Here is a 16462-nt window from a genome sequence, read left to right on the forward strand (position 1 = left end):
TGCATCGCTCGCCAAGGGTGATGCATGACCAGGGGGCCGGGTTGCTCTGATCCTTCGCGATCGGCGCGACCTACGGGGACAGGGAGTGCCTGCGCAAGGGCCGGGTCAGGTGAAAAGCTGCGACGCAAGTCCACACGCTCTCGAGCTTGCTGGACTTGCGGCGCGCTTATGACGTTCATCCCCGCCTCTTATGCCGCTCATAGCCGAGAGTCTTCTTTTCGCCCGAGCCCAATCATTACTGGGTATGTCGGGGCGACCATCTATCGAGAAAATTTTGCCCGCGCCATAGGACATTTCAGTCAATGTACCGCTGAAAGCACGGGCATTTTTGCCAACGCTCCCAGGTTGTCCTGAATCTCTGAGCGAGCCTGATTTGACCGGTTCACGGCATATTCACCGGGCAAAATGTCGCATTTGAACTGACCGTTCGGACAGTTATTCTTAAAAAAAGCCATGCCGATTCGGCATAGGGTAGGCGTTTACGGCATTAGACGTCGCCTCCTTGCATGGGAATAGTTGCGCCTTTTTTCGCCTGCCAGTAAGCCATTTCGGCCATGCGGCGGTGACCTTCTACGGAGGCAGATGCACACACTTTTTCGCTTCCGGGCGTTGCAGCTGGCGCATTTGCCTTAAGTTCACTTGAAGTAAGGGTAATGACATGAAGAAGGCAAAGCTAAGCCTCGCCTGGCAGATCCTCATCGGTTTGGTGCTGGGTATCGCAATCGGTGCCGTGCTCAACCATTTCAGTGCTGAAAAGGCCTGGTGGATCAGTAATGTGCTGCAGCCAGCGGGCGATATCTTTATCCGCCTGATCAAGATGATCGTGATCCCGATTGTGATTTCTTCGCTGATCGTCGGCATTGCCGGTGTCGGTGACGCGAAAAAGCTCGGGCGCATCGGTGTCAAAACCATCCTTTACTTCGAAATCGTCACCACCATCGCCATCGTGGTCGGCCTGTTGCTGGCCAACGTGTTCCACCCCGGTGCGGGCATCGACATGAGTACGCTGGGTACCGTGGACATCTCCAAGTACCAGGCGACCGCGGCGGAAGTGCAGCATGAGCATGCGTTCGTCCAGACCATCCTCAACCTGATCCCGTCGAACATCTTTGCCGCCGTCGCGCGTGGCGAGATGCTGCCGATCATCTTCTTCTCCGTGCTGTTCGGCCTGGGCCTGTCGAGCCTCAAGCCTGAGCTGCGCGAACCGTTGGTGACGATGTTCCAGGGCGTGTCCGAGAGCATGTTCAAAGTCACCCACATGATCATGAAATACGCGCCTATCGGTGTGTTCGCGCTGATCGCGGTGACCGTCGCCAACTTCGGCTTCGCTTCCCTGCTGCCACTGGCCAAGCTGGTGATTCTGGTTTACGTCGCCATCCTGTTCTTCGCCTTTGTGGTCCTGGGCCTGATCGCACGCCTGTTCGGCTTCTCGGTGATCAAGCTGATGCGTATCTTCAAGGATGAGCTGGTGCTGGCCTACTCCACCGCCAGTTCGGAAACCGTGCTGCCGCGTGTGATCGAGAAGATGGAAGCCTACGGCGCGCCGAAGGCCATCTGCAGCTTCGTGGTGCCGACCGGTTATTCGTTCAACCTCGATGGTTCGACCCTGTACCAGAGCATCGCGGCGATCTTTATCGCCCAGCTGTATGGCATTGATTTGTCGGTCGGCCAGCAACTGATGCTGGTGCTGACGCTGATGGTCACCTCCAAGGGCATCGCCGGTGTGCCGGGCGTGTCCTTCGTGGTGTTGCTGGCGACGCTGGGCAGCGTGGGCATTCCGTTGGAAGGCCTGGCGTTCATTGCCGGTGTCGACCGCGTCATGGACATGGCGCGTACCGCGCTCAACGTGATCGGCAACGCCCTGGCGGTACTGGTCATCTCCCGTTGGGAAGGCATGTACGACGATGCCAAGGGCGAGCGCTACTGGAACTCCCTGCCGCACTGGCGCACCAAGCAAGTGCTGCCGGTCGGTGAGACCAGCCGCGGCTGAGGCCAGCCTGATGCGAACAAACCCCGGGAAATCCGGGGTTTGTCGTTTCTGCCAGCCCCGCTATCATTCGCCCCATCTTTCGGGGGATTCAACTGATGCTCAATGGCCTGTGGCTTGGCTTCTTTGTCGTGGCAATGGTGTCAGCACTGGCGCAATGGCTGGTGGGCGGTAACGCTGGGATTTTTGCGGCGATGGTGGAAAGCATTTTCGCCATGGCCAAATTGTCGGTGGAGGTCATGGTGTTGCTGTTCGGCACCCTGACGTTATGGCTGGGGTTTTTGCGCATCGCCGAAAAAGCCGGGATCGTCAATTGGTTGGCCAAGGCCCTGGGCCCCCTGTTCCGCCGGCTGATGCCGGAAGTGCCGGCCGGCCACCCGGCCATCGGCCTGATCACCCTCAACTTCGCCGCCAACGGCCTGGGCCTGGACAACGCCGCCACGCCCATCGGCCTGAAAGCCATGAAGGCGTTGCAGGAACTCAACCCGATCCCCAATACCGCGAGTAACGCGCAGATTCTGTTCCTGGTGCTCAACGCGTCCTCGCTGACGCTGTTGCCGGTGACCATCTTCATGTACCGCGCCCAGCAAGGCGCGGCCGACCCGACGCTGGTGTTCCTGCCGATCCTGCTGGCCACCAGCGCGTCGACCCTGACGGGCTTGCTCTCGGTGGCGGTGATGCAGCGCCTGCGGCTGTGGGACCCGGTGGTGCTGGCCTATTTGATCCCGGGCGCACTGCTGCTGGGCGGCTTCATGGCATTGCTGGCGACCTTGTCCGCCACGGCGCTGGCCGGGCTGTCGTCGATCCTCGGCAACCTGACGCTGTTTGGCCTGATCATGCTGTTCCTGCTGGTCGGCGCGTTGCGCAAGGTGAAGGTGTACGAGGCGTTTGTCGAAGGGGCCAAAGAAGGCTTCGACGTCGCCAAGAACCTGCTGCCATACCTGGTGGCGATGCTTTGCGCGGTGGGCGTGTTGCGTGCGTCCGGCGCGCTGGACTTTGGCCTGGAAGGCATTCGTCATGTGGTGGCCTGGACCGGCCTGGACACGCGCTTCGTCGACGCGCTGCCGACCGCGATGGTCAAGCCGTTCTCCGGCAGTGCCGCACGGGCGATGTTGATCGAGACCATGCAGACCCAGGGCGTCGACAGCTTCCCGGCATTGGTGGCGGCGACGGTTCAGGGCAGTACCGAGACCACCTTCTATGTGTTGGCGGTGTATTTCGGCTCGGTGGGCATTCAGCGGGCAAGGCATGCGGTGGGTTGTGCATTGCTGGCGGAGTTTGCTGGTGTGGTGGCGGCGATTGCGGTGTGCTACTGGTTTTTCGGTTAAGGCTTGGATAGCTATCGGGAGCAAGCTCCCTCCCACATTCAACCGTATTCATCCTGGCGAAACGCGGTCAACTGTGGGAGGGAGCTTGCTCCCGATAAGGCCCTCAGCGCTTCGGTGCAGTGTTGCCCTGCGCCACCACCCAATCCACCACCTGCTTGTTCAACTGATCCCCCGCCTGCCCAAACCCGGCCACCACCGCCGGCACTTTGTTGTCGCTGACCGGCTGGCGCACTTCAAACCGGCGGCTGGCAATGATCCGCTGATCACTGCCGCGCACCAGCCGCGCATCCAGGCGGATCACCACTTCCACCGCATTGCCGCGGTATTCGCTCTGGAACGCCTGCAATTGCCCGCCCAACTCGTAGTCGGCCTGCAGGTTGGTCTCGTCGCTGCTCAGCAGTGTCACCCGGCCATCGCGCTGGAAGCCATCCATGAAGCGGTTACGCAGCAGCACCGGCGCCGGGTCGCTCCAGCGTGAGTTGGCGTAGCTGCTGATCAGATCACCCTGGGGCACCACGGCAATGCGCGAGCTGTCGAGGAACTCGCTGGTCTGCGGCTTGGTCACGCGCAGCGACCAGGCTACCGGCGCCGCTTGGGTGGTCGCCGGGGCCGAGGCCAGGCGATAGACGTCGGACGGATCGGGCTTGGGCAGGATCGAGCACGCGCTGACCAGCGCCAGGGCCACGGGGGCGATCAGTTGGTAAGCACGCTTCATGGCGTGAACTCCTTGTTCTTGTCGCTGCCCAGCAGGTAACCGCTGGGGTTGGCTTCCAGGCGGCGGGAGATGGCGCGCAGCGAACCGAGGGTTTCGCGCAGTTCGCGCACGGCCGGCGCCAGTTCGTTGAGGCCCTGCATGCCGCTGTTCACCGAGTCCTTGTTATCGGTCAGCAAGGTATTGATGGTCGCGGTGCTTTGCTCAAGGGATTTCATCGCTTGTTCGGCGCTGCCAAAGACCTGCTTGCCTTGATCGTTGAGCAGGCCGTTGGCATTGCGCATCAGCGCAGTGGTCTGCTCCAGGGCGGCACCGGCCTGCTTGCTGACCTGCATCAGTTGCTGCATCACCACCTTGATATCACCGCGCTGCTCGGCAATCGCGCCGGTGGTTTGTTCCAGGTGGTCCAGGGTGTTGCTGATGCGCTCGACATTCTGCGCGGAGAACATTTCGTTGGCGTTGTGCAGCAGCAGGTTGATGCTGGTCATCAGGTCGTTGCTGTTGGTCAGCAACCGCGCGATTGGCGATGGCGAGGCAATGATCTCCGGCAGGTTGCCGTCCTTGCCCTTGAGTTTCGGGCTTTGCGGTGTGCCACCGCTGAGCTGGATGATCGATGTGCCGGTGATGCCGGTCAGCGCCAGTTTGGCCTGGGTGTCTTCCTTGATCGGCGTCTGCCCGGAGAGGCGGATGCGCGCGAGCACGCGGCGCGGGTCTTTGGGGTCCAGGCGCAGGCTGATGACATCGCCCACCTTGATCCCGCTATACTGCACCGAGCTGCCCTGGGACAGGCCGCTGACCGCCTCGTTGAAAATCACTTCGTAATCCTGGAACGCGGTGTCGACGCTGGACTTGGCCAGCCACAGGCCGAACAGCATCGCGCCGACCACCACAATCACACTGAACAGACCGATCATCACATGATGGGCTCGGGTTTCCATGTCATACCTCGTTGAGCGGTTGAGCGGCATCCAATGCCGCGCGGCCCCGGGGGCCGTGGAAATATTCGTGAATCCAGGCGTCGTCGGTTTCCGAGACGACATCGATGGCATCGGCCACCAGCACTTTCTTCTGTGCCAGCACCGCCACGCGGTCGGTGATGGTGTACAGCGTGTCCAGGTCATGGGTGACCAGGAACACACTCAAGCCCAGCGCATCGCGCAGGGTCAGGATCAGTTGGTCGAATTGCGCGGCGCCGATCGGGTCGAGCCCGGCGGTGGGTTCGTCGAGGAACAGGATGTCCGGGTCCAGCGCCAGGGCGCGGGCCAGGGCTGCACGCTTGATCATGCCGCCGGACAGCGACGCCGGGTATTTGTCGGCCGCCGACAACGGCAACCCGGCCAGGGCCAGTTTGACCGCAGCCAGGTGCTCGGCGTCGGCGCGGCTCAGGCCGGCGTGTTCGATCAGCGGCAGCGCGACGTTCTCGGTCACCGTCAGCGAGGAAAACAGCGCGCCCTTCTGGAACAGTACGCCAAAGCGTCGTTCCACCAGGGAGCGCTCATGCTCTGGCAGGTTCGACAAGTCCTTGCCGAATACCCGCACCTCGCCTGCGCTGGGCCGGCGCAGGCCGACGATGCTGCGCAGCAGCACCGACTTGCCGCTGCCGGAACCGCCGACCACGGCGAGGATTTCGCCCTTGTACAGATCCAGGTCGAGGTTTTCATGCACGCTCTGGCTGCCAAAGCGATTGCACAGCCCACGGACTTCGATCACCGCCTCGCTGGGCGCTCGGGGTCGGCGACTCACCAGCTCATCTCCATGAAGAACAGCGCGGCGACCGCATCCAGCACGATCACCACAAAAATCGATTGCACCACGCTGGAGGTGGTATGGGCGCCGACCGACTCGGCGCTGCCGCTGACCTTGAAGCCTTCCAGGCAACCGATGGCGGCGATCAGGAAGGCGAAGAACGGCGCTTTCACCATGCCCACCAGGAAATGCTTCACGCCAATGTCCGACTGCAGCAGCGAGAGGAACATCGCCGGCGAAATATCCAGGGTCAGCGCACACACCACCCCGCCGCCGACAATCCCCGAGAGCATCGCCAGGAACGTCAGCATCGGCAGCGACACCAGCAGTGCCAGTACCCGAGGCAATACCAGCAACTCCATCGGGTCCAGGCCCAGGGTGCGGATCGCGTCGATTTCTTCGTTGGCCTTCATCGAGCCGATCTGTGCGGTAAAGGCACTGGCGGTGCGGCCGGCGATCAGGATCGCGGTGAGCAAGACGCCGAATTCCCGTAGGAAGGAGAACGCCACCAGGTCCACGGTGAAAATCGTCGCGCCAAAGCTCTTGAGTACCGTGGCGCCGAGGAATGCCACCACGGCGCCCACCAGAAACGTCAGCAAGGCGACGATGGGCGCGGCGTCGAGGCCGGTCTGTTCGATATGCGCAACCATCGGCGTCACGCGCCAGCGCTTGGGCCGGAAAATGCTGCGGGCGAAGGTTTCCAGGATCAGGCCGATAAAGCCCAGCAGTTGCTTGCTGTCCAGCCACACTGTGTCCACCGCGGCACCGATGCGCGCCAGTAACTGGATGCCGGCGGCTTCTTCCGGCGCTTTTTCCGGTACGCAGAAATCGTTCAGGGAGCGGTAGACAGTCTTGAGCAGCGCGCGGTCGGCGGCGGACAGGCTGCAATCGGTCTGCTCGGCGGATTGCTCGATGCGGTCCGGGCCCAGCAGCTCCACCAACAGTGAGGCGCCGGCTGTGTCGAGGGCACCGAGGCCATTGAGGTCGATGCGGGCACCGGCGTCGTATTGGCCGTCGAGTTTGTCCGACAGTTTTTTCAGGTTTGTGTAGTGGGCAAGCGTCCAGTCCCCCGTAATCCTGAGTAACGGGGGGCGGTGGACGTATCGAGGTGGGCTGTGCCGGCCGAGGTACGAGTGGTCATAAGCTCCGAGCTTGTCTGGCTATCCACAATGCCTACGTAATAACACGATACAGCTTACTTTGGGTTGTCCGTTTGTGCTGTGTCAGTCACTTTGAAGCGCAGCACACCGATCACCTGCCCGTCCTCGGTCAGCACCCGGACTTGCCAGCGCCCCACGGAGTCGGCCGGGAAGTTCTGCTTGTGGGTCCAGGCGCGGTAGCCTTCCTTGCGCCCGCCGTGGATATCCAGGGCGATGCGGTCGACTTCCTGGCCGTTGAATTTCCACACATGGTAGATCCGCTCATCCAGCCCGCGCGGGGCATTGATCGCGGTATAGGCATACAGCCCGCCGCTGCGCAGTTGGGCGGCGCTGACCTCTTTGAGATCGTCGCCGGGTGTGCGGTCTTGCAACTGGGTGCTGATCGCCACTTCGGTCATCCACAAGGTGGCCGGTGGAACCCAACTGCGTAGGAACCATCCGGCGCAGCCAATCGCGGCCGTGACCCCGAGCAACATCGCCCAGCCTTTGACGCTGCGCAGCGGCAGGCTTACGGCCAGGCTCGGGATCGACAGGACCATGGCCACGCCGAGGGCCAGCTTGTAACTCTCGGCGGTGGTCAGGTGCAGGATGATCGGCAGCGCGGTGAGCAGCGCGGCGAACAGGGTCAAGGTGTGCAAGGCGAGGAACAGCGAGCGTTTGGGCGCCAGCCACTTGTAGTACAGCGGGTCGGTGATCGACACCAGCGCCGCCGCGCCGAGCAGCCCGGTGAAGATCGATTGGCCGCTGTTCCAGGTGGTGGTGATGAAAAAGAACGGCAGCACGAAAAACAGACTTTCCTGGTGGATCATCTGGGTGGCGTAGCGCAGCAGCGGTTCGGGGATCTCGCGCTTGAAGAGTTTGGTGAACAGCTGGGTAAAGCTGTTTTCCAGCATCAGCCACAGCCAGCTCACCAGCATGATCACCGCGATCCAGCTGGCCATGCCCTGCTGGCGGTCCACCAGGATGAAGCTGCTCACCCCCGAGATGAAACCGCCGAGTGCAATCACCCCTGGGTAGCGCTTCATCAGTTCGAGGATGCGCTGGATGTAGTGGTTCAGGTTCGGCATTCGGCGGTCACAGTCTTTGTAGGAAAAATCCCAGACAGAATAACGTCTTAGCCCTGGGTGCGGTGCCTCATTACGCGATCCGTTTGCGATAACTGCGCACGCCGATCACTCCAATCGCGATCAGCCCGAGCACACCGGCGCCGATCCAGTTCAGCATGTCGTAGCTCAGCAGCGGTTTCTCGATGCGCCAGTAGCCCGGCTGCTTGAAGAGTTCGCGCATGGCCTGGTTGGTCTGCGCCAGGCTCACGGCCTTGATGCGTTTGACCGGGTCGCTGAAGTGGCCGTTGTCGTAGTCGCCCGAGGCGCTCCAGTAATAGTCGGCCAGCGCGCTGTTGCCCTGCACGGCCCAGGCCTGGCGTGCGATGGCGGCGTTTTGCAGGCGGGCGAATGCCGCCGGGTCGAGGCCGTCCTTGAGCAGTTGGGCCGTGAGGTCTTGCAACACCTGTTCGGCTTCGGCGAGGTTTTCCCGTTCGAGGTCGGCATTCAGGCTGAGGAAACCGACGCCGCCGAGCACTTCGCGTTCGCTCCACGGGCCGTAGGACAAAGCGTGCTTGAGGCGCAGTTGGCGATACAGCGCCCAGTCGAGGTAGTCCTTGAGCAGGTTGTAGGTTTCGTCATGCTGGTCGTCGAGTACCGGCTCGGGGAACAACCAGTGCAGTTTGGCGCCGTTGCCGACCCAGCCATGGATCAGGTCGCGGCGGTTGGCGGCGGCGTGCTGGATTTCCGGCAGGGCCAGATGCTCGGTGGGCTCGACCGGGACAAGTTGGCCATAAGTGCGTTCCAGATAGGCCGGCAGCAGTTTGTCGAGGTCGCCGACGATGATCAGCGTCATGTTGTTGGGGGCGTACCAGTTTTTGCGCAGTTGCTCCAACTGGTCGCGGGTCAACTGGCCGGCCTCGGCGCGTTCGGCGCACTTGAGGCCCAGTTCGACCGCCAATTGGTTGCTGGCGGTGTGGCCCAGGTCCTGGCGGTCCAGCAGGCGTTGCAGGTGCGAGTAATGGCCGCCGTCTTCGCGCTCGACCACCTGCTTGGCGGCATTGATATGGGCATCGGTCAGTTCGGTGCGGGTGAGGATCGCCCGCAGCAGGTCCAGGACCTTGCGCTGGTTTTGCGCGGGCGCCTCGATCACGAAGGTGGTGTCGGCGTTGCTGGTGTAGGCGTTCCACTCGCCGCCCAGGGCTTGCATGCGTTCTTCGAGGTCGCCTTCGCCGCCGCCGTCGATACCGCTGAACAACAAGTGTTCGAGCAGGTGCGGCAGTTCCTTGTCTTCGCAGCGGAAGTCATCCAGGCCCACGCCGACCACCAGGCGAATCGCCACATGCCCGCGTTCGGTGCCCGGTTTGAGCAGCAGCTGCAGGCCGTTGGGCAAGGTGTAACCCTCGACGTGCAGGCGGTCAAAGGCAAAGGCATGTGCAGAGCCCATGAGCAGGCAGGCGAGTAACAGGCGACGCATAACTGGCTTCCTGGCGAGTGAGGTCAGTGTTAACTGACTTCAGCGGCCGTCTTACGTTCAGGGCGAATGTGTGATGTCGGCAATATCTTCGGCGGACAGCGCGCCGGTGTCGGACGTTTCCAAGACTACATAAGCACTGCTGCAAAACAATGAGTTCAAGCGTTTCATGTCGGCAATCAGTTCCAAATGCAGGGAACTGGTCTCCAGGCTCTGTACGATCTTGCGTTGCAGGCGGCTGACGTGGGCATGGGCCAGGCGCCGCTCCTGGGCGCGGAAGCGGCGTTTCTCGCGCAGCAATTGGCGCGCGCTTTCCGGGTCGGCACTGAGGAATACCGACAGGCCCAGGCGCAGGTTGGCAATCAGTTGGCTGTGCAGGCCGGTGAGTTCTTCCAGGCCCACTTCGGAGAACTGGCGACGCTGGGACGTTTTCTGCTGCTGGACTTTGCGCAGCATGCGTTCGATCAGGTCGCCGGCCAGTTTCAGGTTGATCGACAGCTCGATGATCTCGGCCCAGCGGCGGTTGTCCTGTTCGCTGAGGTCTTCGCGGGGCATTTGCGCCAGGTAGAGCTTGATCGCGCTGTAGAGCGCCTCGACGTCGTCGCTGAGGCTGCGCATTTCCTGGGTGATGGCCGTCTGTTTGCCGCGCAGCACTTCGAGCATCGCGGTGAGCATGTTGTCGATCAGGTCGCCCAGGCGCAGGGTTTCCCGCACCGCGTTGGCCAGCGCCAGGCTTGGCGTGGCCAGGGCGGCGAGGTCCAGGTGGCGCGGCGTGGCCTTGCCGTTGGCCTCTTCCCGTTCGGGCAGCAACCACGCGCAGACCCGGGCCATCGGGCCGATGCTCGGCAGCAGGATCAGGCAGCGACTGACGTTGTAGAGCAGGTGGAAGCTGATGACCATGCCTTGGGCGCTGTAATCCAGGCCGTCCATCCACAACACGAGCGGGTCGAGCACCGGGATGATCAGCAACAGGCCGATCAATTTGTACAACAGGCTGCCCAGGGCCACCTGGCGTCCGGCGGCGTTCTGCATGTTGGTGCTGAGGAAGGCGAGCACGCCGCTGCCGATGTTGGCGCCGATCACCAGGCCGATGGCCACGTGCAAGCCGATCAGTCCGGCGCCGGCCAGGGTGGCGGTCAGCAGTACGGCGGCGAGGCTGGAGTAGGAAATCATCGCGAACAACGCGCCGACCAGCGCATCGAGCAGGATGTCGCCGGTCAGTGAGGCGAACAGCACCTTCACGCCCTGCGCGTGGGTAATCGGCCCGGCGGCTTCGACGATCAATTGCAGGGCGAGGATGATCAGCCCGAGGCCGATTCCGACCCGACCCAGTTGCCCGGCCCGTGTCTGCTTGCGCGAGAGGAAGAAGATCACCCCGAGAAAGATCAGCAGCGGCGACAACCAGGACAGGTCCAGGGTGAGCACCCGGGCCATCAGCGCCGTCCCGACGTCGGCGCCGAGCATGGTCGCCAGGGCAGGCATCAGCCCCATCAGTCCCTGGCCGACAAACGATGTGACCAGCATGGCGGTGGCGTTGCTGCTCTGCACCATGGCCGTCACCAGGATACCGGCGACGAACGCCAGCCAGCGCTTGGACATGTTTTGCCCGATGACGTGGCGCAGGTTGGAACCGTAGACCCGCAGGATGCCGGTACGGACGATATGCGTGCCCCAGATCAGCAGGGTCACGGCGGAAAGCAGATTGAGCAAGGTCAGCATGCTCGGCCCCCCGTGTGGGTGGGCTCCAACAGGAGCCAATGAGAATTGCCGCGTGCCGTTCTACGTCTTGTACTTAAGCTGTAGTTGGCGAAAGGGCTGTGCGCCAGCATCGCATAGCTAAAGTCGGGTTTGAAACAAAACTGTCATGAAGTCAGTTTTGTGCAGATGAAAAAATGGGGCGCGAACGCCCCATTTCAGCAGCGGATCAAGATTATTGACCCGGAATGTCCTTGCGCAGTTTCACAGGGTCCTGCTGTTTCTTCTTTTTCGCGATGGCGGTACGCATCTTGATGTTCACCGCTTCCACCGCCAGCGAGAACGCCATGGCGAAGTAGACGTAGCCTTTAGGCACATGCACGTCGAAGGATTCGGCGATCAGCACGGTACCCACCACGACCAGGAACGACAGCGCCAGCATCTTCAGCGACGGGTGCTTGTCGATGAAGTCACTGATGGTGCCGGCCGCGGCCATCATCACCAGCACCGCGACCACGATCGCCGCGATCATCACCGGTACGTGGGACACCATGCCGACGGCAGTGATCACCGAGTCCAGGGAGAACACGATGTCGATGATCGCGATCTGGATGATGGTGTAGATGAACTTGCCACCGGCGCCTTTGGGCTCTTCGTGGGTTTCGTCTTCACCTTCCAGGGCGTGGTACATCTCCTGGGAGCTTTTCCACAGCAGGAACAAACCACCGAAGAACAGGATCAGGTCGCGCCCGGAAATGCCCTGGCCGAAGACCACGAACAGGTCGTCGGTCAGGCGCATGACCCAAGTGATGGACAGCAGCAACAGGATTCGCGTGACCATGGCCAGGGCCAGGCCGAAGATCCGGGTACGTGCCTGCATATGCTTGGGCATGCGGCTGACCAGGATCGAAATCATGATGATGTTATCGATGCCCAGAACGATCTCGAGGGCCGTCAGGGTGAAGAAGGCAATCCAGATTTCCGGATTGGTCAGCCATTCCATGTGTATTCCTTTAAGCGAGTGTTAAACCGCGCCAGCTGCAGCGCCGCGCGGTGAGTCGGTACGATTATAGAGTGCTGAACAGCGGAAAAATCCCCATCAGCAACGCCGCGAACATTATGCACAGGCACACCAGCACTGCCCACTTCAGGGTGAAGCGCTGGTGATCGCCGAATTCGATACCGGCCAGGGCCACTAGCAGGTAAGTCGATGGCACCAACGGGCTGAGCAAGTGTACGGGTTGGCCGACGATGGAGGCGCGGGCCATTTCTACGGCGGTGATGCCATAGTGACTGGCGGCTTCTGCCAGCACCGGCAGTACGCCATAGTAGAACGCATCGTTGGACATGAAGAAGGTGAACGGCATGCTCACCAGCGCGGTGATCACCGCCAGGTAAGGGCCCAGGGCTTCTGGAATGACCGCCAGCAGGCTCTTGGACATGGCGTCGACCATGCCGGTGCCCGACAGGATGCCGGTGAAAATCCCTGCAGCGAAGATCAACCCCACCACGGCCAGTACGCTGCCGGCATGGGCGGCGACGCGGTCTTTCTGCTGTTGCAGGCACGGGTAGTTGACGATCATTGCGATACTGAACGCCACCATGAACAGCACCGGCAGTGGCAACAGGCCGGCGATCAACGTACACATCAGCGCCAGGGTCAGCACGCCGTTGAACCAGATCAGCTTCGGACGGCGGGCATCCGGGTATTGCGACACGCTGATTTCGCTGTGGTCGATCTCGTCGCCCTGCAGGTGCAGTTCACCCAGGCGCGCACGTTCGCGCTTGCCATACATATAAGCGATCACCAGGATCGCGACCACGCCGGCGGCCATGGCCGGGATCATCGGGACGAAGATGTCTGACGGGTCCACGTGCAGCGCACTCGCGGCGCGAGCGGTCGGGCCGCCCCAGGGCGTCATGTTCATCACGCCACCGGCGAGGATGATCAGGCCGGCCATGATCCGTGGGCTCATGCCGATGCGCTGGTACAGCGGCAGCATCGCGGCCACGCAGATCATGTAGGTGGTGGCACCGTCACCGTCGAGGGACACCACCAAGGCCAGCACGGCGGTGCCGACCGAGACTTTCAGCGGGTCGCCCTTGACCATCTTGAGGATCTTGCGCACGGCCGGGTCGAACAGGCCGGAGTCGATCATCAGGGCAAAGTAGAGGATGGCGAACATCAGCATCACGCCGGTTGGCGCGAGCTTGGTGATGCCTTCGAGCATCATCGGGCCGATCTTCGGCGCAAAACCGCCGAACAGCGCGAACAGAATCGGCACGATGATCAGGGCGATCAGCGCGGACAGGCGCTTGGTCATGATCAGGAACATGAACGTGATGACCATGGCAAAGCCAAGGAAAGTCAGCATAGGAATACTCCAGGCGTAGCGCGGCTAAGGAATGGCGAACCGGGTGGGGTCAGCGCAGAACGAGAGGCACGAGGCTTACGGGTGGAGTGGGGGCGAACAGGCGGGAACGGGCGGACATCGGGAATCACCATTGTTGTTGTTAACAGCCGGTCTGTTGCCGGCAGTGGGGGCGATCCTAGACGCGTAAGCTTTCAGCCAGCTTTCGTTGATCAAACAGGTGAGGTGGAAATGACACACGGTCTCCAGGCCTGCGCAGATCAACATGTGGGAGGGGGCTTGCTCCCACATTCAGCTGGTGTATGCGCAAACTTTCAGGGCAGTTCGAGGCCGCCCGCTGCTTTGTGCAGTTTGCGCAGATGTTCGCCAATCTGCTTGAGGTTGGCTTCGCACGCGGCAATCTCGGCGGCGCGGGACGGGTCCAGCAGCGCCCTCACCTCTTTATCCAGTTCGCCGGTCAGGGATTGCAGCTGTTTCTGGCGCTCGGCACTTTCCGATTCCAGCCGCTTGGACTCCGAAGGTTGCGGCAAGCCGTAGCCACCGCTGCCCAGCAGTTCTGCCGGGCGGCTGAGGAAGCCGCTGTTGGCGAGGATTTGTTGCAAGGTGGCGTTGGCTTTCTCCATGCCGCCGTTCTTCAGCTCGCGGGCGCCGAGGTAGCGTTGTTTGACTTCGTCCTGGGCCAGCATCAATTGTTTGCGAAAGCTTGCCTGTTCCAGCAGCAGTAATGCGGCGCTGGTGCGCAGGTCGGCCTGCTCGAACCAGTGGCGGCGCTCTTGCGCGCTCAGGGACAGCCAGTCTTCGACCTGGGTCTGTTGGATCGGCAGGCGCTTGCGCAGCACGTCGAACATCGCTTGGTAGCGCTCGCGGAACGAGTCGAAGTGATAGCCCAGGCGCAGCGCCTCGCGCTTGTCGTTCAACACGCTGGTATCGGCCAGGCCGCGCGCCTGCAGGACCTCCAGCAGCCCATTGGGCGTGATGTTGTCCAGACCGGTCAGTTTCGGGTTGGCGCTGCCGCTGCGTAACAGTTTCAGGCCTTCGACCGCGCAGTTGTTGGACAGGAAGAAGTAGTTGCCGTCGTAGCTCCAGTGCATTTCGGCCGCGTGTTCGACGGTGTCCTCGATCTCCCGGCGCGTCAGCTTCAGCGGCACCGAGGCGAGGCCGCGCAATTCGGTCTTGGTGTACTCGTCGATGACCTGGGCCAGCGGCAACACGAACAGCCGTGACGGGTACTTGCCCACCAGGCCATCCCAGCTCGACAGTTGTACGTCACCGACAAAGGCGCGGTAGGACAACACCAGATGCTGGTCCAGATCCAGCCGACAGTCCGGGCCGCGAGGGCGCCCCGGCGCGCAGATCACCAGGCGCAACATGCTGTGGCCCCAGCGACTGACCAGGTTCTGGTTGGCTTCGGCGAGCAGGTAATCGATTTCGTAGACCCGTTCCGGGTCGACATGGCCCAGGGGCGTCTTGGCGAAATCGTTGCCGGCGTTGAGGAAGGCGTAGGTCTTGGCGCAGGTGTCTTGCGCGGGCGGCGCCCAGCCAAAGTGTTCCTTGTAATAGCGGAACAGCGCGGGGCGGCGGCAGGCGTAGCTCGGGTCGAGGAGGAAATATTCCATATTGACCGCGACGAACTCCAGTGGACTGCTGGTTTCGTAGAGGTCCGGGCTGCGCGCGACCTGGCGGTTGTGCTGCTCGCGCTCACCGCGGCGGCCGACGTATTGCGGCCAGCCGGCGAGGTCGAGCAGGCGCGGGTCGTCGCTGAGGGTGAAGCGGCGGTCGTTCTGGCCACGGCATTGATCGGGCAGGCCGACCAGGCCGGTGATGCTGTTCTGGCGGCTGCAGCGGCGGATCAGCGCGCGCTCGTCGCTGGGCCACAGGCGCGCACGGTCGTAGATGTGGGTCAGTTCATGCAGCACGGTGGCGAGCATTTCCCGGCGCACGGTGCCGTGGGGGCGGTTGGTCTTGCGGGTGGCGGCGCTGCCGTCGGTCAGGCTGGCGAGCAGGTTGCGGTTGAGGTCCAGCTCGGACACCAGGGAGGCCTGGCCGTAAGCGTTGGCGGGCATCTTGTCGGTCCAGCCGACATCGATGCGCCGGTCCAACTGTTCGATGAAGCGCGGCGGCAGTGAGCGCAGCGCTTCATCGAGCAACGCCTGGCTGGCCTGCTGTTCGGCTGGGCTCAAACCTTCGGTAATGAGCCGCAGTTGCAGGCTGGCCTGGGCTGCGCCGGCACACAACAGCACAGCCCCGGCCAGGAGCCAGGCGATGAGACGCCTCACAGCGCGAGAATGGCTTCGGCGAGGGTCTGGTCGCTGGCATCACGGGCTTCCGGCACGCGGGTGCGCAGGGTGTCGAAGGCGGCTTCGAGTTGTGCGCCACGGATCTCGCCGTTGCTGGCGACGAAGCTGGCGGCGTCATCGTGGGCTTCGCGCACGATTTTGGAGTCGCGGATGGAGGTGGTGGTGTCCGAGGTGAAATCAATGGTGCGCGCGGAAGCGCGGACGATGATGTTACTGGTGGCCTTCAAGGTCTGCGCGTGGGCGACATCGGTCAACAACAGCAGGCCGAGAGCGGCGGCGATCAGCGGGCTACGCATGGAATGACTCCGAAATACAAAGATGATTATTGGACGAGAATTGCTTGCGCCAGTTCAAGGTCGCTGGCGTTAAGTTTTGGTTGGCTGCGGCGCAGACGATCCAGCGCTGATTCCAGCCGAGCCCCCCGCCATCGGCCGTCAGTGGCAATGAATGCGGCAGCGTCATCCTGGGCGGCCAGCACCCACTTTCGGTCAAACGGCGCGGAGGTCACTTTGCTGGTGGCATAAGCGCTCACCACAGTGCTCTGGGTGGACAGATCAAAGGCCGAAGCCAATGGCGACCAGCCAGCAGCAAACATCACGGGAACCAGCAATAGGCGGTATGAAAAAGCCATGGGACTCGACAACTGAA

At 62.3% G+C, this 16462-nt stretch carries 13 protein-coding genes and 1 pseudogene; 2 read left to right on the top strand and 12 right to left on the bottom strand.

Annotated elements, in window-relative coordinates; translation table 11 throughout:
• The first annotated feature begins 658 nt into the window (after positions 1 to 658).
• Entirely contained in the window at positions 659 to 1990 is a 1332-nt protein-coding gene (gltP, locus tag RGV59_RS06450; protein WP_017849038.1) for a glutamate/aspartate:proton symporter GltP, read from the top strand.
• Positions 1991 to 2085: 95 nt separating this feature from the next.
• On the top strand, positions 2086 to 3315 hold the full coding sequence (locus RGV59_RS06455; RefSeq protein WP_017849039.1) for a nucleoside recognition domain-containing protein: 1230 nt from the start codon (positions 2086 to 2088) through the stop codon (positions 3313 to 3315).
• A 103-nt stretch (positions 3316 to 3418) separates the two neighbouring features.
• Here RGV59_RS06455 and RGV59_RS06460 read toward each other — a convergent pair whose 3' ends face one another.
• The 12 genes and pseudogenes from RGV59_RS06460 to RGV59_RS06515 form a co-directional block, all read right to left on the bottom strand.
• Positions 3419 to 4030, bottom strand: a complete 612-nt coding sequence (locus tag RGV59_RS06460) for an ABC-type transport auxiliary lipoprotein family protein (RefSeq protein ID WP_126585926.1) — start codon at positions 4028 to 4030, stop codon at positions 3419 to 3421.
• Positions 4027 to 4965 carry an MlaD family protein gene (locus RGV59_RS06465; protein ID WP_046381529.1) on the bottom strand — a complete coding sequence of 313 codons (939 nt, stop codon included), beginning with the start codon at positions 4963 to 4965 and terminating at the stop codon, positions 4027 to 4029. The genes RGV59_RS06460 and RGV59_RS06465 overlap by 4 nt, the downstream gene beginning before the upstream one ends.
• Position 4966: 1 nt before the next feature.
• Positions 4967 to 5770, bottom strand: a complete 804-nt coding sequence (locus RGV59_RS06470; protein WP_017849042.1) for an ABC transporter ATP-binding protein — start codon at positions 5768 to 5770, stop codon at positions 4967 to 4969.
• Positions 5767 to 6914: pseudogene (locus tag RGV59_RS06475) on the bottom strand (MlaE family lipid ABC transporter permease subunit). The gene RGV59_RS06470 and the pseudogene RGV59_RS06475 overlap by 4 nt, the downstream one beginning before the upstream one ends.
• A 54-nt stretch (positions 6915 to 6968) precedes the next feature.
• Positions 6969 to 8000, bottom strand: a complete 1032-nt coding sequence (locus RGV59_RS06480; protein WP_017849044.1) for a DUF5924 family protein — start codon at positions 7998 to 8000, stop codon at positions 6969 to 6971.
• A gap of 70 nt (positions 8001 to 8070) precedes the next feature.
• Positions 8071 to 9453, bottom strand: coding sequence for a M16 family metallopeptidase (locus tag RGV59_RS06485; RefSeq protein WP_126585927.1), 1383 nt, complete (start codon positions 9451 to 9453; stop codon positions 8071 to 8073).
• A 57-nt stretch (positions 9454 to 9510) separates the two neighbouring features.
• Positions 9511 to 11169: a Na/Pi cotransporter family protein gene (locus RGV59_RS06490; protein ID WP_017849046.1), complete on the bottom strand. Its 1659-nt coding sequence runs from the start codon at positions 11167 to 11169 to the stop codon at positions 9511 to 9513.
• 211 nt (positions 11170 to 11380) lie between these two features.
• On the bottom strand, positions 11381 to 12148 hold the full coding sequence (locus RGV59_RS06495) for a TerC family protein (RefSeq protein WP_017849047.1): 768 nt from the start codon (positions 12146 to 12148) through the stop codon (positions 11381 to 11383).
• 64 nt (positions 12149 to 12212) lie between these two features.
• A complete protein-coding gene (locus RGV59_RS06500; protein ID WP_017849048.1) occupies positions 12213 to 13520 on the bottom strand; it encodes a CitMHS family transporter in 1308 nt (435 codons plus the stop codon).
• Positions 13521 to 13831: 311 nt separating this feature from the next.
• The gene (locus tag RGV59_RS06505; RefSeq protein ID WP_026140291.1) at positions 13832 to 15793 is read right to left on the bottom strand and encodes a DUF4105 domain-containing protein; all 1962 of its coding nucleotides are present in this window, start codon (positions 15791 to 15793) and stop codon (positions 13832 to 13834) included.
• Entirely contained in the window at positions 15790 to 16110 is a 321-nt protein-coding gene (locus RGV59_RS06510; RefSeq protein WP_017849050.1) for a DUF2388 domain-containing protein, read from the bottom strand. The genes RGV59_RS06505 and RGV59_RS06510 overlap by 4 nt, the downstream gene beginning before the upstream one ends.
• Positions 16111 to 16136: 26 nt before the next feature.
• A complete protein-coding gene (locus RGV59_RS06515; RefSeq protein ID WP_026140292.1) occupies positions 16137 to 16445 on the bottom strand; it encodes a DUF2388 domain-containing protein in 309 nt (102 codons plus the stop codon).
• Between the last annotated feature and the right edge of the window lie 17 nt (positions 16446 to 16462).

The organism is Pseudomonas sp. FG1 (genome assembly GCF_034313875.1).
Taxonomy (GTDB): Bacteria; Pseudomonadota; Gammaproteobacteria; order Pseudomonadales; family Pseudomonadaceae; genus Aquipseudomonas; species Aquipseudomonas veronii.

Coding starts and splice junctions, on each gene's coding strand:
- gltP (WP_017849038.1), top strand. CDS start 659: ATGAAGAAGGCAAAGCTAAGCCTCGCCTGGCAGATCCTCATCGGTTTG.
- RGV59_RS06455 (WP_017849039.1), top strand. CDS start 2,086: ATGCTCAATGGCCTGTGGCTTGGCTTCTTTGTCGTGGCAATGGTGTCA.
- RGV59_RS06460 (WP_126585926.1), bottom strand. CDS start 4,030: ATGAAGCGTGCTTACCAACTGATCGCCCCCGTGGCCCTGGCGCTGGTC.
- RGV59_RS06465 (WP_046381529.1), bottom strand. CDS start 4,965: ATGGAAACCCGAGCCCATCATGTGATGATCGGTCTGTTCAGTGTGATT.
- RGV59_RS06480 (WP_017849044.1), bottom strand. CDS start 8,000: ATGCCGAACCTGAACCACTACATCCAGCGCATCCTCGAACTGATGAAG.
- RGV59_RS06485 (WP_126585927.1), bottom strand. CDS start 9,453: ATGCGTCGCCTGTTACTCGCCTGCCTGCTCATGGGCTCTGCACATGCC.
- RGV59_RS06490 (WP_017849046.1), bottom strand. CDS start 11,169: ATGCTGACCTTGCTCAATCTGCTTTCCGCCGTGACCCTGCTGATCTGG.
- RGV59_RS06495 (WP_017849047.1), bottom strand. CDS start 12,148: ATGGAATGGCTGACCAATCCGGAAATCTGGATTGCCTTCTTCACCCTG.
- RGV59_RS06500 (WP_017849048.1), bottom strand. CDS start 13,520: ATGCTGACTTTCCTTGGCTTTGCCATGGTCATCACGTTCATGTTCCTG.
- RGV59_RS06510 (WP_017849050.1), bottom strand. CDS start 16,110: ATGCGTAGCCCGCTGATCGCCGCCGCTCTCGGCCTGCTGTTGTTGACC.
- RGV59_RS06515 (WP_026140292.1), bottom strand. CDS start 16,445: ATGGCTTTTTCATACCGCCTATTGCTGGTTCCCGTGATGTTTGCTGCT.